Raw genomic sequence first — 16677 nt, 5'->3', positions numbered from 1 at the left:
CATTCGCGCTGTGTATTCAGCACGGCTTTCCACACTTACCAACAACTGAGGGCTTCAGCAATGCTAGTGCACTCAATAGTCATTGACTGTCGCTCAGTGTTTCAACAAACTCTCTTCGCTCCAGTACGCCATCTGTATCGGAATTCCTACTCCATCGCAATACTCCTCGCCGTCTGGCAGAAACCGAAGTTCCTCTCTAGAGTGACAAGCGACGACAGCCAGACCGAGCGCGTCCACTACATCATCGGGATCAATGTCGGTCTGCTCACCCACAAGGTCTCGGCAGATCTGCCCGAATACCGCCTCGGGGGCATCTAGATGTCTGTCGAGTGCATCAAGTCGCTCACCGATTCCCTGGGCACTCATTTTCGAGTGGCTGGGTTGGTCACCGAGCAGCCCCCAAAAGCAGACCTCAGGGTGAGATTCTATGATCGTCTCTTTTGCTGTCTCGTTGTTCTCGAGAAACTCATCAATTTCGCCGATACTTGGGGCAATATAGTATGACTGCCAGGTGAGCCCCTTCCTTAGGTCCTCTTGATTTATATCTACTACTGTCTGGTAGTCTTGTCCATTTTTCGCCTTTTGACATACCGTTCTCGACGGGACAGGAAACACACAACTCGACCGTCCAGTTGCAGTTCGAGCAACGGAGTCGAGCTTTTCGCGTTTTTCGAGTGTCTCGTTATTGTGGGGTACCCAATCGGCACGTCAATCAAGATCCGATTGAAGTCTCGATCGGATTCCCAGATTGACGAGAAATCGTTTTCAAGAAGATAATCTACCGGATCTCCGTTCTCTATTACGACGGCAAGCCAGTCTTCACTCGCCCAATCTACCCCGGCAACTGTTTCAGCCGACATTGGTCTATGCCAATTCATATCGGAGAGATAATGATGAATTGGTCGGTCCTGGTGAAATTCTCAATTTCGCCAATACGTCGCATAATTGCTGTAACATTCGAAGGTTGGAACGATCCGGAGTCTTTGGGGTGTTCCGAATCTGATCAGGATGTCGTCGACCGAATTATATTTTGCGAGTTCGACGTATCATCGAGCCCACCGGTATCCGAACAATTGGTCGAGGCTCACCGAGGTGAACGAGCCACAATGTGAGGAGTACAGCAAATGTGCACCGTCTTTCTAGGGTGGGACTACGTACTGTGAAGGCTCGTACCTCGAGTCGATCCACGTCTCGACGGGGTATGAGCCGGTAAATTGGTCGGGGGTTGCTCATCAATTAGTCGGGAGAGATAAAAGCGAGATGGCAGGTAGAATACATCTCTGCCTATAATTTCCCCAATTGTTGATCAGCTCTAGATGCACGGCCAAGAAGGATTCAAAACTTTCGGGGGCATCAAGTGTTCGTCTGTCGGGGCTCCACCGATGGAGCACCGGGGCGAGGTTAGTTTTCAGGATTGGATTCAATCCTGATCGTCGGGGTCTCGACTCAAGCCCTCGATGATCGGAAGTGGAATCGAAAGAGCCGAGTGAGTAATTGGTCGGGTCTCCCCGACGCGAATGGACCCCAATGGTCGGGGCAGCTAATATTTCGCGTATACATGGTCGGTAGACTGTGAGGGTCGGTACTCGAGTCGCTGGGTGTCTGGGCGGAGTGTAAGCCGCGAAATTGGCCGGGGAAGCTCCCTAATTGGTCGGGGAAGCTCCCTAATTGGTCGGGGACGTCCGGGATTTGAGCGTTTCTCGTTTAAGCTTTTGACTTGTGTCCACGTGTGATACTCGCTCCCCTCACTCCCCGACCAACTCTTCATTGGATCCCCGACCAATTTTTGGAGTCCCCCGGAGACATCGTTACGATACCCCGGCCAACCCCGACCAATTATCAATAAAATTCGGGGCTTCCCACGGGCCACTGGACTCAATAGAGGATGAAATCGTTGGAGCTCTGTTACAGGAGTTTGATCTCCTCGATAGCCCCGGCCAATTGGTCGAGACAGGTCGGGTCGTAGGACTCGTCGACGTGGTTGAGTCCGAGAGCTCTGACTTTCGAATTTTCTAACTCTAGCTATCGGTGCCGAGCCACCCATTCGGCCGGGGGTCAACCGGGGCTTTACCGTAGTTCTCACGAACGCAATGGTGTTCCGTTCGAGGTAGGCGCTGTCGCTCTCACCCCCCGGCTCGTCGGACACAATATTCTCCGGATGATTGGCTGTCTTCTCGAGATGAACGACCACAATGGTCGGGAAGGGGTCGGACAGATGTCTGACCAAGCTATTTCTCAATTGGGGATTAGAATTAGCCTATGTTTCGTGTGGAGTGTATAGCGTGTGGCGGATTGGAGGACGGGTGTGTCCGAGTAGAGAAAGTACGGAAGTCGTCGGCGAAGACGATGCCGCGGTCGACAGTCTCGAAACGTGTTCAGACGACGTTTCGATGTGAGCGGTGTGATATCGAAGAAGAGATCGCGACGGGCGTTTTACCGGCGTCGAAAGCGACCTCCTTTCGGAAGGTGCGGGCTCCGAAGGAGGATCGGTTAACTGTAACCATCTCAGGGACTGAAATCGAGTTTGTTGGAGTCGATGAATCATACAATCAGGATGCGAATTATACGGCAAATGGCGTGCAAGGCACTTCCACAGTGTATCACGTCCATATTCACGCCTACGATCCACCCACGATCTCGAAAGGAGTGCATCAGGTACGGGTAGGGGAGTTCATCGACGAAGAGATGCAACTTGGGGATATTCGGTATCATGACGACACGGAGCGCACGCTAAAATTCTATAAGGTAGTGGATGACGGGGGCCCGGAGCCCATTGGACCGACGCCATCCGCTGGCGTCTCGACAGGTCGAAATTTCTAACCACGTCTCTATGTACTTCTTGTTTTACTTTCACTTTGTACCGGACCTTAAACCGGTATCCCATCCTTATTGACAGTATAGAGACTTTACTACCCATGTCCAGTACCCAATACCTCAGCGGCCCAGACGCAGACACCGTCACCTATCGAATGGGCGACCACGCCGGTATCCCCTCACCCACCTATCTGCCTGAACTGAAAGGCTACGAGGGTCTCCACGTTATTCTCGATCACATTCAGTCTCTCGACGACCACAATCCTATTGTCGTGCCAGCAGCAGCGTGGGAGAAAATTTCCAATATGCAGAACATCAAGAATCGGACGGACGAGGATGGGAACGATATCGGGGAGGAGGAAGTCAAATCACTGGAGGAAAACCACCCGCTGTTGTTTTACGATCCACCGGAGCTCTACAACTACAGACTGACGAAGACACTCGTCAACTACGTCTTCAAATATTCTGCATACGAGAAAGACGCATTCGAAGCTGAACTTATCGCCGGGAACCACGCCGATGCATTCAGAATACTGCCACAATTCCACCATCCATTTCTTCATGCGAACATCAACCGGGTCCTTGAGGAAACGGACGGTGCAAATCAAATCTCTCCTGACGAGAAACAAATTTCGACGACAAAAGAAGCTTGGGCAGAACAAACCGACGAGGCTATCCAGAGCTACTTCAGTGATATCGTCGCCGACGCGAGCACGTGGCCGAGTGCGGTGATGGTTCCCCCTGTCCCGCAGCTTGACTCAGATCTGTCGGATAGTATCATCGACAGGTGGACAACAACGAACCAGATTATGGCAGATCTCACAGCCGAAAGCGAGGTTGACTCATATTACCATATCTATTTAAATTACAATGCGTTCGATCCCGACGCAGCACACGATAATGCAGAAGATGCTCTTGGCGTGGTCGAAGAACAAGTTGCGACGGGAGAGTTCGCTGGAATCGCCCTGACTATTCATCACCCAAATCGGATTTGGCAGACGGGCCGGGCTGCACGTGTAACCACATTCCTCAATAATCTCAGTCGGGTGCGGAGGGAATATCGAGTCCCCGTTGTTGCGCCGCGGTCAGAATGGTTCGGATCATACAGCACCGATTATGGAGTGGACGCATTCAGCTCGTTACTAAACGGGGCATGGCAGTATCAACGGTATTCCTCTGACGGTGGACCGACAGGAACGGATCAATATGGCCGAACGATGATTCCGAACGAAGCCCGGGCACTCAAACTTGAAGCTGACGAAAATCAAGACCTCGTTGGGTATCTTGAGGCGAATGGAGATCTCCCGGCGTTCGGTACGCTACCCGACACGCCGCCCACATTCGATTCTGATGGATCGACAATGAATGAGCGATATGGGACGGCACCAGAGTTCCGTCGGACGTTCGGCAAACCTCGACGTCTCGCCCACGTCCAAGAAGCACAGCAGTTCCGCGAGGAATCCGAGGATGGTGTGAGCCAACCGGCCCGTGAGTACCTCAAGGACTCGAAGAATCCCTACATCGAGTTTTAGTTTCGTTTGAAACGCAAGGTGCGATTTTAACGGGAATGGCTCTGTTGAAATCCTAAGAGACTGATAGGTACTGGTTGCTGAATACAGAGGAAAAGTTCAGCAAGAAGGCCTATCATTTCGTACCGAAACCTGCGAACCAATCGCTCAGAATACCTGCTAATCACATAGTTGGATTATCGATTCAAACCCGATACTTAATACGATAATCTCAAAAATCACAGTGAATGAGCAAGTACTTCGTCCGCTACAAGGCAAAGACCTTGGCCGCCTGTATCAACCGAGATATGCAACAAGAACACGGATACGGTTGGTTCAAACTCCCAGACTATCACCAGGGAGCCGTAGTCTACGACCGAGTTCTACCCCTCAACGACCAGTATTTCCACCACGGAATCGGGATGGACGTCATCGTCGAAGCCGATTCTCTCGAAGATGCAGCTGACCAAGGAGGAAGCAGCCTCAACCTTCTCTACAGTCTAATCTCTTTCTGCACTAATACCGAAGTATCTCTCACTGAAGAAGGGATGATCATCGAATATGACGAAGGCCTTGAATCCAGAGACTACAGGCAGATCCTTGAACAAGAGGAACAGAAACCCACTGTAGGTACAGTCCGGCGCATTAACGAGGATTTCTTTATCGATCTGTACGAACGGATCTACTCCGACGACTTCACCGAATCAGACCGAAGGAAAATATTCAGGTCTCTCGACCGCTTCGCAAGCGCACTCCGACAACAAACCGCCACAGACCAGTTCGTCTGGCTGTTCATCGCCTTCGACGCACTGGAAGACCTCTTCGTAGAGAAGTACAGTCTCGACGCAATCAGGGAGCACCAGTGCGAAGAATGCGGGGCGATCAGCACCAGTCCTGACCACAGTGCAGGAATGAGTCACTTCCTCCACCAGTGCGACAAGACCTCGCTGACCTACTCCGAACTCCGAGACATCAGAGGCTCACTGTTCCACGGCGGGCCACTCAAGGACGCCCGAGAATACGTAGATGAAATGGCGGAAATCTGTAGGCTTGCTCTCGTCGACGTACTGGATGTTCCAGCTGAAACATACGAAGAGGAAATACAGTTGGAGATCAACGGCCATATGCGGGAAGAGAAAGTACCGGTAATGGGCCAAGTTCAGAATTACGAACCACTTGACCTCGAAGACTTCTTCTACCAGCCAGGCGCAGAGCTGAGCGATTTCGAGGTTTCCTACGAGATAGTCGGAGAAAAACTTCGCAGAAAACCGAGGCGGAATATCACAGTCCCTGAAGAGCTTGGAGTAGAAGTTCTCTCTATAGGAGAGCGTCGAACCGGGAATATAGGAAAGCCCGACTACAACAAAATCGACTACGAGACGAAAGAACACTGATTCACCGATTGCTCCCTCTGTACTGAGCGTACTGCCCTTCGTGAAATTAACTCCATCTCGCGCCACATTCGCGCCCTGAATTCAGCAGGACGCCGAGAACATATCACCAATTGAGGATTTCAACAGAGCCGATGCTGCGTATCTCGCAGGTCTATCAAACGTTGGTTTAGTAGAAAGGATGACGAACCAAACAGTTTCAACAGAGCCACAAATTCCTATTCGCCAATCACTAGATACTCGTAGAACGTTCGGGGTTCGACAATATCGAATCCACGGAAGGAACCAAGATCGAGCAGGTGGCTATCGCCCGAGACCAGATAGTCTACGTTACCCGCGGCAGCCGCCTCAAGGAATTTGTCGTCGTCCGGGTCGTCTTCGACAGCTGTAATGTCCTCTTCGGGAGCAACGAACTCCGCGAAATAGCGGATGGTCTCGACTTCCGTTTGGATATCCGCTTCGGTCATGTGGAACTTTTCCGGGTATTTGAGCAGTGTCTCCCGGAATTCGGTCAAGGTTGCGACCGAGACAACGAGTTGGTAGTCTCCTCCCAATCCAGCGACGAGCACCTTGTGGGGAACGCCGGTCGAGATAACACCCGAAATCAAGACGTTGGTGTCGAGTACCGCTTTCATTCAGCGCTGCTCCGCGCTTCATGGACGAGCTCGTTTACGTCGTCCATCGAGAGCTCGTTCTCGTCAGCGCGCTCTTCGACACGCTGTTGGAACTCTTCGACGGAGGGGAGTTCGACCTTCTTCAGCACGAGGCCGTAGTCGGTGGGAACGACCATCAGCTTCGTCCCTTGTTCCAGACCGAACTCTTCTCGAAGGCGACTCGGGATTGTAATCTGGCCCTTGGACGTTACGGTCGTGATTTCCGGGTTATCAGTGCTCACAGTTGCGTAATAATTCCTTACGGGTGGGCAAGAACCTTCGGATTGATCGACCTCACATATGTGTCTGATTCTATCTTCGGAGGAGCCCCAATAGAACGGTACTCTTGATTTCCAAAATTCCCGATTCACATTCAAACACGTCCTGATCGGCTACTCATACGTATAATCTGAAAGACAGCACAGGCCTTTGGTCACTAAACACTAAGTCACCATAATGGTTATATTCGGCAACACGATGATTTCTCTCCCTCCCCTCGTCGATAACGCTGATCGGACGGTCGAAGACGTCTACAAGAAAATCATCCCGCAAATCGAAGAAGCACGTATCGCCACCGGCTACTTCTATCTCTCTGGATTCGACCTGTACCGCAAAGACCTCGAACAACTTGCCGACTCAGACGAACTTGGCCACGCCCCACTTCGTATATTAATGGGGCGGCAAACGAACCGCAGTACAGCAGAGGAGATCGGGGAGGGTCAAAGCCTACGCGACGAACTCAGGGGCGAGGTCGAGGAGAGCATCGAGGAACTCAACAACGCGCAGTTAGGCCGGTTGGATCGGCTACGAGACTTCATAGCCGAAGACAAGGTTAGCGTCCGTGTGCGAAATCCAGAAAACGGCTACTTCCACGCCAAAGGAGCCTCGTTTAGAGCTCCGCAAGATGATGACGACTGGGCAACTGGCGAGAACACAGACACACGCCCATGTGCAACGATCGTCGGATCCTCAAACTTCACCGCGAGTGGCCACCGGAACAACATTGAACTGAATCTCACAAGCCAAGACCGGCCTGATGCAGAGGCATTCGAAGACTGGTACGATAACCAGTGGGCGAATGCTGAAGACTTCAGCGAGGAGATTATCCGAATCATCGAGAATAGCGAGAAGTACCAAGACTGGCAGGACCAACAAGAAGACGAGACGGATGATGCAGACACGCCTGCTGACCTAGGGACGTACATCGAGCCGTTCGAACTGTACAAGCTTCTGGCGTACGACGAACTGAGCGGGAACGTCAACATCCGCGACAGCCCGCTGTACTACTTCCAGACACTCGGATACGAAAGCGCGAAGGAGAAACTCTCTCGGTTCAACGGCTGCATAATCTCCGACTCTGTCGGGCTCGGAAAATCATTCATCGGCGGTGAACTCCTGCATGACTACCGCCAACGTGGTGACCATTGTCTCCTCGTCGTGCCTGCGAATCTCACCGAACAGTGGGAAGACCTCCTCCAAGACGACACAGACGAAGACGGGAATCCATACTTCGGACTCGAAATCGATGGGACACACTTGGACGTGATGAGCATTAGCAAGTTTCAGAACCTCACCTACGATGAGGTACAGGATCTCAAAGACGCGTTCGACGTCGTCCTGATTGACGAAGCCCACCGCTTCCGGAATCACGGGAAGTGGCGACCGAACCCGGACGACGAAGACGACTACAAAGGAACGCGTCGGCATGCGAACCTGCGGCAGCTCCGTGGGAAAACAATGATAATGCTGACGGCGACGCCGATCAACAACTCCGCGACCGACTTAGAGAACCTCATCAGCCTGTTCACCAGCCCGGAAGAACTTCGGAACAAGGCATCACTGGACTTCGACGCCTTCGAAGAATACATCGAGCTTTCTGAGACGCGAAAGAAGATCGCCGCGGGGAAGGAGGAAGCCACCGAAGAGGAACAACGAAAAATCACCGAACAACTCCAGCGGCATTCGGAAGAGATCTCGAAGATTCTGAATGAGGTAATGGTGCTCCGGACGCGGAAGCACGTCAAAGACCAAATCCAGGATGAGGAGGACTTCGAGATGAGTTTCAAGCCGCCAACGCTCAGCAAGGAGCAGTACTCGCTCCCGGCGGCATACCAGCCAGTGTACCGGATGCTGCCGGACGTGATGGACGCGCTCCACCTTCCGCACATCACGGTGAAGAACCCGAAAGCTGGTGGGACACTGAAGGCGCTGTATAAGCTGAACCTGCTCAAGCGGTTGGAGTCTTCGACGTACGCGTTCGTACAGTCAATCGAAACGCTACACCGTAGCGAACGCCAACTCCTCGGCCTTCTTGATGGGCTTCCAGAAGATGAGCAGATCGATGGGCTGCGTGCTGCTCAGGACGACGAAGAATCGGAGACACTTGATGACTTTGTAGAAGGAGATGATGCCGCCGAAGACCTCGAACAGACGCTGGAAGAGTTTGGATTCGATGCGACCGCGGTCCGTGCCGATGAAGACGCTGAGAGTGACAGTACGGACGAATTAGCAGATGCAACAATTGGTGAGGTGAAGACGTATATTCGAGAGGATCTGACGCTGCTGGCGTACTTCTTGTCGCAGTTTATTGGTGATATCGCACAGGACTCCGGCGATGTGAGCGACCAAGCTGTTGCGACACGACAGTGGCTTCACGATCATAATGCCGGTGTCCTCCCAGACGTTCCCGAAGAGGAACTAAACCCGATTCTCTACCCGCGAAGTGACCTGAGTGACGTTGATGAGGCGACACGAGAGTTCTACGAGGCGGTGTTCTCGTTACGGGAGTTTCGTGACCCGAAGGTCGAGCGGCTCGCAGATGTTCTCAACGGATACGATAACGAGAAGATCCTTGTCTTCACCCAATACCGTGCCACGGCAGACTACGTCCACCGAACGCTTCTCAACGACCCTGACTCGCCACTCACAGAGGCCAATAGTGCTGTCGTCAAAGGCGGTGATGAAAACAAGCAAGACGTCATTCAGCGATTCGCCCCCGAAGCCTCGGGGTACCAGCAAACACTGGCCGAATCCGGTGAATCCGAACTACAGTACGTCATAGCAACCGACACCCTGTCGGAGGGGGTCAATCTCCAGGACGTGTCTGTCCAAATATCGTTCGATCTGCCGTGGAATCCGATGCGGATCGTTCAGCGCGTAGGGCGTATCGACCGGATTGGGAGTACCGAAGAGAAGTACGTCCACAACTTCTACCCTGATGGAGACATCGAAGCCGCCATTAAGCTCCTGAAGCGGCTACAGGCGAAGATCAACGACATCGCACTCATTGTTGGGAAAGAGAACAACATCCTGGACCCGAACGAGGACCAGATACTGGAGAAGACCGGTGTAGAAACCGAAAAGACGATTGGCGAGTTGCAGGTGGACGAGATCGAAGACTCGCTACAGAAGTCACGAGAGATCGAGGACGTGAACGAACTCGATGATACGAGTAAGAACCCGCTCCTTCGAAATGCGGGGAGTAACGAGCACGCCGCGTACGAGCGGTTCCTGCTCAAGAAGGAATTGAACGAGGAGTTCGGGCTCTCAGAAGACGACTTCGAGTACGCCGCAGACTACTTTGAGGAGTCCCCCGAGGAACGCGAACGCCTGTACACGAATATCACCGATCACGATTCCGGTCCACGCCCGGGTGTGTTCGGACTTGCACACCTCTGGTTCGATGATGACGACCGCGAATCGCCACTGGGGCGTGTCCGACGGGCCTTCTACTACAAGCCGTTCACAGACGAAGTTAAGGAACGGCCTGTCGGCACGCTTAAAATCGACCCTGAGGTGGGTGGAGAACCCATCACCAGGAATGCCGACAATGTCTTGTCCAACCGGGAGGCAATCCAAGATGTCCTTGACGACCGGCTTGAAGCGATTCGGAGCAGTCAGACTGAGCAAATATTCAAGGATGGGGCAAAGTTCTCGAAAGAGCAAGAAACGATTCTAGACTTTATCGATCGCTACTTACAACCGAACCACGGTGAGATATCCGCTCCTGTAGACGAGCACGAAACGCTTGAAGAATGGGCTGAAGACTTACGAGAACACTTACAGGACGTGAAGTTAGCCAATACTGATGAAGATCGTATCCTTCGGGAGACCTTCCGGCATAACGAGCAGTATGATTCGTTCCCAGATTGGCCACCGGTGGAGTTCTTAGAAGAGTTAGAATCGTTCCTGGAGGAGAACGTGGAAGAATCGACGGAGTACCAAGCTAAGTTGGTCGGAGAAAGTGAGGTGCAAGCCCGGTTAATGTGTTGGGGCGTTATCGGCACCTGACCAATGTTCGGTAACCTGTAGTGAGGGAACCTACGGGTAAGGCCCCTCTTCATCTAAATCGGAGTACTTCTCAAACACGAGATCGAAATAGGGATCATCCATTAGCTTTGGATTGTCTACCTGGTAAAAGTCACTGAGGATGAATTTTGTCTCTTCCTCGTTCATCCCATAGGCATGGAATGCAGCAGCGTCGATCTCTGCTTGTAACTCCCGGCGTTTTTGCGCATCAGTAGCTGGGTCAATACCTCCTAGGCGGTCGCGCATTTCGGAGAATTCGTCTCCATAGCAATTCAGTCTCGCCGCACGCTGAGAAATCCAATTAAACCAGTTGTCACTGGCAGTGAGTCGAGGAAGTTGCGTCTCATTAAGTTTGTATTGGACGATATTGGTGTCGATCTTCGTCCTCATCAGGTAGTCGATGGGGATGCTATTCAATAATCCAAGGACGACGAATAATTCTTCATCGGTAAACACCTCTTCGTAGGCGCTGTGCATCGGGTAATTACCTAGATCATCCTCTGTCGGTTCCACAACATGGGGGCGAACTGTGGCGATGCTGTGTACAGTGACGGTGTCCTTTGGAATGACACCAGCGATTAATGTTCGCTCATTGGTGCTATTCGTAATCTTTCGAATAGCGATTCGGTACTTCGTGCAGTCCAGCAGCACATCTTCCTTCGATAGCTCTGGTCGACTATGTTGCTCAAGCAGATCGTTGACGAACGACTTCTGCGAGCCTGACCCACCGAACTTGTTGTAGATCGCCTTTTTCAAACTCGCATCAGGATCACGTGACCGGAAGTTCTTCATCCGAACTCTGTGTTTCGCACTTCGGCCTGGGTCGTCTTCGTCCACTCCCCAGAGAGATATAGGATTGATGTCGAAGACGGAGGTGTCATCATAGGCGAACTGGTGCATATTCTTCCCTTCGTAGATTGGGTAATCGCCGTCCTCTTGTTGTTCTATGAGGAGATCGGAGTCATTTGCCCGGTCAAGTTCCTTCATGTACAGAGAGACAAACCAATCGTCCCCAACTTTCTCTCCAATTGGAGGATGGTCTACGAATTTAGACAGCGAGTCGATCAATTCTTGTGACCGGAAGAAAGGGAAGATACGTGATTCGGGTGAGTATTCAGCAAGAACTTCTGATGGGATATCAATTGAATCTCTGTCGAAATTGATAAGTATGGAGGCATCTCCGCTTGCAAAGCCGCCGTTTACTACTTCCGTAGAGCCGGAATTTCGGAAAGTACAGATGGCAAAATGATAGCGGTCATCCACATTGTTGAAAAGGTCTTTATTTTCAAACTGGACGAAGTGCTCCAATTCAGTTTTATTGATAATATACTCCCGAAGGTCCTTGGCCGTCGCTCCAAGGAAGAAATTACCCGGCATAATCTGGGTAACATATGATTGGTCTCCAGCTAACTGGGTAACTCGCTCAAAAAACAGGAGTGAAAGGTCCGTTTCAGTGGCAACGGTCTGACCACCGACAGTGGGTTTCTGTAGTTCATACTGGTCTGATGAGTTATAATAATCAGACCGAATCTGCATATTTTTCTTGAATTCTTCATACTCGGCTGCGATGTCAGGATTCGATAGAAGCTCCTCCTCTTTTCGGTCTTTTTCACTTGGTGGTCGGGTTCTGAACCGCTCGTCGTATTTGGGAAAGAAGTGACTTCGATCAGGTGTGAGTACGTCCCAGGGTGGGTTCCCGATGATGATGTCGAACCCACCATCCCGGTAGATTGTAGGAAATTCAATCACCCAATGGAACGGGTGATATTCTTCTAGCGTCTTTTCATCAACCTTCTCGATACCAGCATCGTGGAACTGCTTGAGGATTTTTTCATTCAGCTTCTCACTGTGAGAATCAATCCGTGATTCTGCCAGCTTCCTCGCGTTTGTAGCAACTTTAGAGCTTGTCGCATCTTGGTGACGTTCAATGGCTTCGATCACCCCTTCGTACATCTCTTTGATGCCAGTCCCAGTTCCACCCCCGTAGTTCGAAAGAGATGCATCCCCACTCTCAGTGGCTACTTCTTCAACATCCGTGAACCCGATGAGTGTATTCCCCTGTCGGATATTGAAATCGATATTCGGAAGCGGTTCGACCTCGTTGGGCTCGTCTTCGATGTCCGCAACCATTGAAAGCCATAATCGAAGTTTACAGATTTCGACCGCCCCCTGGTCAATGTCTACCCCCCAGTAATCGTGACTTCCCTCACAGAAATACAAAGAAACTACTGACAGAGCTGACTTACTCCACAACATCACGAATATCTCCTCTACACAGTAAAAATCAATTCAGAGCGAATAGGCGGATAGAGTGACCATCACTTATCACAAAAGAGGAGTTTCAATAGAGTATGACTCTCCAGCAGATCACCGCGAATGATATTGCAGGCTGGGACTCCCTCCAAGACATCGCTAACTCGTTCGAGAAACGCGGGTTAAAGCCGCGTCCGAACCTTGGAGAAGACAACCAACTCGTTCTTCAACTAGCTGACGACGAATTTGTTGTACTCGTCAACGCAGGCCCCGGTGAATCAGCCACAGACTTCAAGCCGGATAATCGTTCCCGGCATACGAACCTTGTCGCTACGAACGACTTTGATGAGTTCACCTTCCTCACTCGAATGAGGACGTGGGAAGGACAACAGCACGGTCGAATCAAGCACCAGAAAATTTCCTTCACTAAGGACCAGTTCACGCGTGACAGCGGGGAAAAGAACACCGTCCTAAAGAAGCTGAACTCCATCGAGTACGGCTCCTCTACGGCAATTTACGACACACTGTACGATACACAACAGGTGGTCGAAGAATTTTACGAGGAGTTTGAAGGTCTTCGTACTGATCTCGTTCAGGAGGTCTCTGGTATCCCTGATGACCGTGGTGATGCGAAGCAACGCTACGTGCAGGTCGTTCTTGATCGGATGATCTTCCTGTACTTCATTCAGGAAAAGCGTCTTCTGGACCGAAACCCGAACTACCTCCACGAACAGCCTGGGGAAGTCGTAGATGATGGCGAAGATCGGTACGAGAACTTCTACCGGCCACTGTTCTTTGACTACCTTGCAGAAGACAAGCAGAACCCCGATTTCGGGAGTCTTCCATACTTGAACGGTGGTTTGTTTGCCAAGAATCCTGTTGAGGAAGACTTCTCGGATGCAAAGCTAGGGGAGTCTGCCGAAGAAACAAACGAACTGTTCGACGACATTTTGGACTTCCTGTCTGGGTGGAACTGGAACGTAGACGAACGGCTTGATATCGTTGATCCAAAGAACCTCTCGCCCGCTATTCTCGGGCATATCTTCGAGCAGACGGTCAACCAGAAAGAGATGGGTGCGTACTACACGCCCGAGGAGATCACCGGCTTCATGTCTCGCCGGACGATCCATCCGTATCTGCTTGACCAGCTCAACGACACGGTTGACGCCGAATACAGCGAGGTTGACGACGTGTTCGGATTCCCTACCGTAGAAGCTGGTGGCAGTGGTGAAGCGGCGTTAGCAGATGGCGGAACGATGACTCGACAGGTCCCCACTGAGAACGTGGAGACGAAACACGTCGAAACGCTGTATCATGACATCCTAAAGGAGGTACACGTTCTTGATCCGGCGGTCGGTAGTGGTGCGTTCCTGCTTGCTGCACAGGACGTGTTGGTGGATATCTATATGCAGTGCATCGAGTACTTCCAGCAACTCGAAAGCGAAGGTAAGGGATGGGAGTTAGATTCTCGAACACGTGATGAACTGGAAGAGGTCAATAAAGGACAGGGAGGAGCATCGCTGTACGCGAAGCGGACGGTCATTCTGAATAATCTCTACGGGGTAGACATTGACCAGGGGGCGGTCGAAATCTGTAAGCTCCGGCTCTGGCTGTCGATGGTCGCGGATATCGAAGACGAACCGAGCGAGGTTGAACCCCTGCCGAACATCGACTTCAACATCCGACAGGGCAACTCACTCATCGGATTCACGAAGGTTGACGAGGTGGCTACTGAGGAAGGAGATGCCTCCCTATCAAATTATGGCGGCGGTGCAGGAACCGGCGTCAAAGAAATGTACAACGATGTTATTGAAGCAATTGAACGCCATCAGTCGGCAACAAGTTCGCAGGATGCAACGAACGCTAGGCGGTTAGCTGAATCCAGAATTGAAGGACACAGCAAGAGACTAGACCAGAAAATCCTGGAGCAGTTTCATAATGCCGGTGTTGAAGATGTTGATGAACAAACTCTGGAACAGTACTATCCCTTTCATTGGGTTCTGGAGTTCGCACCGGTTTATCGTGATGGAGGATTTGATGTGGTAATTGGGAATCCACCGTGGGAGGTTTTGAGCCCGAACAGGCACGACTTTTTCTCTCGGTATGACGAGACCTTCCGTCAATACAATGCGAATCAAAAAGACGCTGTAGAAGAAAACCTGCTTCAAGATCCTGAAATCGCTGAGGAGTGGAAGAAACACAAACAGACAATGGAGAGGCGAGCAGACTACTTCAACAAATCCCAACAATATACGCTACAATCCCCTACAGTGGCAGGCAGGGCCGTTGCAAGCGAAAATGACCTATCTGCACTGTTTCTTGAGCGGACTTTTGAGTTGGCGTCATCAAATGGCGAGGTGAGCCTCATTCTCCCTGGATTTGTCTTCAACGGTGCCATTGCGAAGGATCTGCGGAGCTGGTTGTTGGAAAACACATCGCTAGCAACAATAGTCGGGTTTGAAAATAAAGGGATATTTGACAATATTGATGACCGGTACCGCTTTGGAATCCTCACGTTCAAAAATAGCGGTAGTACCGACTATGTTCGAGGTCTATTTGGTCAGAATAATTTAGACATTTTAAAAACAATTGACGCGGAAGCAGTAGAAATACCAAAGCGTGTTCTAGCGAATTACTCCCCTGAAGCTGGAATCTTCCCGGGCATCACGTCTCAACGGGAAGCTGATGTGCTGTATAAAATTCTATCTCATCCGCCAATTGGAAATAGAGATGGGTTTGATTGGTGGGCTGACTTAATGACCAAAGAACTTCATGAACCGACGGACCGGGGTCGTTTTGTTGAATCCCCCGAAGAAGGTGACTATCCGGTTCTTGAGGGTGAAAATATATACCAATTTAGCCATACTTCGAGATTCGTCGATGACTTAGCCTCCCCCCGTTATTGGAGCAAAGACACCGATGATCCTGAAGATAGTGCTCGTGCCCGTGTTCGGGAGAAGGCGTTCAACAAAGGTTACCTGAAGAAATCCATTTACGAGTCATTTGGCGGTAAATCAACCAGCAAGTCCCAAATCCAGTTCGTTGATGAACTACTTGAGGAAAAACGAGGTAAGGAGCTTTCTGAGACGGACATCCTCCCAGATTATACAGAGTATCGGATAGGATACCGGAAGATTTCCAATTCGACCAACGAGCGAACGATGGTTGCAACGGTAATACCCAAGGGGGCTGTATGCATCGAGTCAGTGCAGCTCTTCAGACCATACGAACTCAATCCAGAGGAGCAGCACCTGGAACAAGAAAATCTGCATAACGCATACGAACGTATCTTCACTGACCGTGAATTGTTCTGCGCTGTTGGACTAATCAACAGTATCCCGTTCGATTTCCTGATGCGAACAAAAATTGAGACAAATATGGTGAAGTACAAAGTTGAGGAAACACAGGTTCCCCGACTAACGAAGGGAGACAATTGGTTCCAGTTTGTTTCTAACCGGGCAGCGAAGCTGAATTGTTATGGGGACGACTTTGCTGAGATGAGATCCCGTTTGGGCGGTATCGAACCCGCCACTTCTGAAGAAGAACGGATGCTGGCTCAAGCCGAACTTGATGCAGCGGCATTCCATGCATACGGACTAGAACCTGAGGAAGCAGAATTTGTGCTCAAGGATTTCCACAGGGTCACGAATCCCCGAATTATGACTGAAGACTACTTCGATACAGTATTTGAGAAATACAAGAACCTCGAAGAAGAAGGTCCCAAACCATAGAACCACATTTTCCGAGGTT

7 protein-coding genes and 1 pseudogene are annotated in these 16677 nt (G+C 51.0%); 4 read left to right on the top strand and 4 right to left on the bottom strand.

The window, feature by feature from the left end:
* Positions 1 to 93: 93 nt before the first annotated feature.
* Positions 94 to 860 (bottom strand): annotated as a pseudogene (locus U5919_RS07020) (DUF429 domain-containing protein).
* Between the two features lie 2055 nt (positions 861 to 2915).
* On the opposite strand from U5919_RS07020, the gene U5919_RS07015 reads away from it, so the two are divergent.
* Positions 2916 to 4346 (top strand): hypothetical protein, encoded by a 1431-nt coding sequence (locus U5919_RS07015; protein WP_336023087.1) that lies wholly within the window; start codon positions 2916 to 2918, stop codon positions 4344 to 4346.
* A 224-nt stretch (positions 4347 to 4570) separates the two neighbouring features.
* Positions 4571 to 5716, top strand: a complete 1146-nt coding sequence (locus tag U5919_RS07010) for a hypothetical protein (RefSeq protein ID WP_336023086.1) — start codon at positions 4571 to 4573, stop codon at positions 5714 to 5716.
* 215 nt (positions 5717 to 5931) lie between these two features.
* Here the strand turns inward: U5919_RS07010 and U5919_RS07005 are convergent, their stop codons facing one another.
* Complete coding sequence (locus tag U5919_RS07005) at positions 5932 to 6348, bottom strand: putative toxin-antitoxin system toxin component, PIN family (RefSeq protein WP_336023084.1); 417 nt, start codon at positions 6346 to 6348, stop codon at positions 5932 to 5934.
* Positions 6345 to 6608, bottom strand: a complete 264-nt coding sequence (locus U5919_RS07000) for an AbrB/MazE/SpoVT family DNA-binding domain-containing protein (RefSeq protein WP_336023082.1) — start codon at positions 6606 to 6608, stop codon at positions 6345 to 6347. The genes U5919_RS07005 and U5919_RS07000 overlap by 4 nt, the downstream gene beginning before the upstream one ends.
* Positions 6609 to 6822: 214 nt before the next feature.
* Here U5919_RS07000 and U5919_RS06995 point away from each other — a divergent pair, with 214 nt between their 5' ends.
* Positions 6823 to 10656, top strand: coding sequence for a helicase-related protein (locus U5919_RS06995; RefSeq protein ID WP_336023081.1), 3834 nt, complete (start codon positions 6823 to 6825; stop codon positions 10654 to 10656).
* A gap of 30 nt (positions 10657 to 10686) precedes the next feature.
* On the opposite strand, the gene U5919_RS06990 is transcribed toward U5919_RS06995, so the two are convergent.
* The gene (locus U5919_RS06990; RefSeq protein WP_425604201.1) at positions 10687 to 12930 is read right to left on the bottom strand and encodes an Eco57I restriction-modification methylase domain-containing protein; all 2244 of its coding nucleotides are present in this window, start codon (positions 12928 to 12930) and stop codon (positions 10687 to 10689) included.
* 95 nt (positions 12931 to 13025) lie between these two features.
* On the opposite strand from U5919_RS06990, the gene U5919_RS06985 reads away from it, so the two are divergent.
* The gene (locus U5919_RS06985) at positions 13026 to 16658 is read left to right on the top strand and encodes an Eco57I restriction-modification methylase domain-containing protein (RefSeq protein WP_336023078.1); all 3633 of its coding nucleotides are present in this window, start codon (positions 13026 to 13028) and stop codon (positions 16656 to 16658) included.
* The last annotated feature ends 19 nt before the right edge of the window (positions 16659 to 16677 follow it).

The organism is Halobellus sp. LT62, from assembly GCF_037031285.1.
Lineage (GTDB): Archaea > Halobacteriota > Halobacteria > Halobacteriales > Haloferacaceae > Haloquadratum > Haloquadratum salinisoli.
The sequence above is the reverse complement of the archived record's forward strand: the minus strand, read 5'-3'. Positions and strand labels throughout refer to the sequence as shown.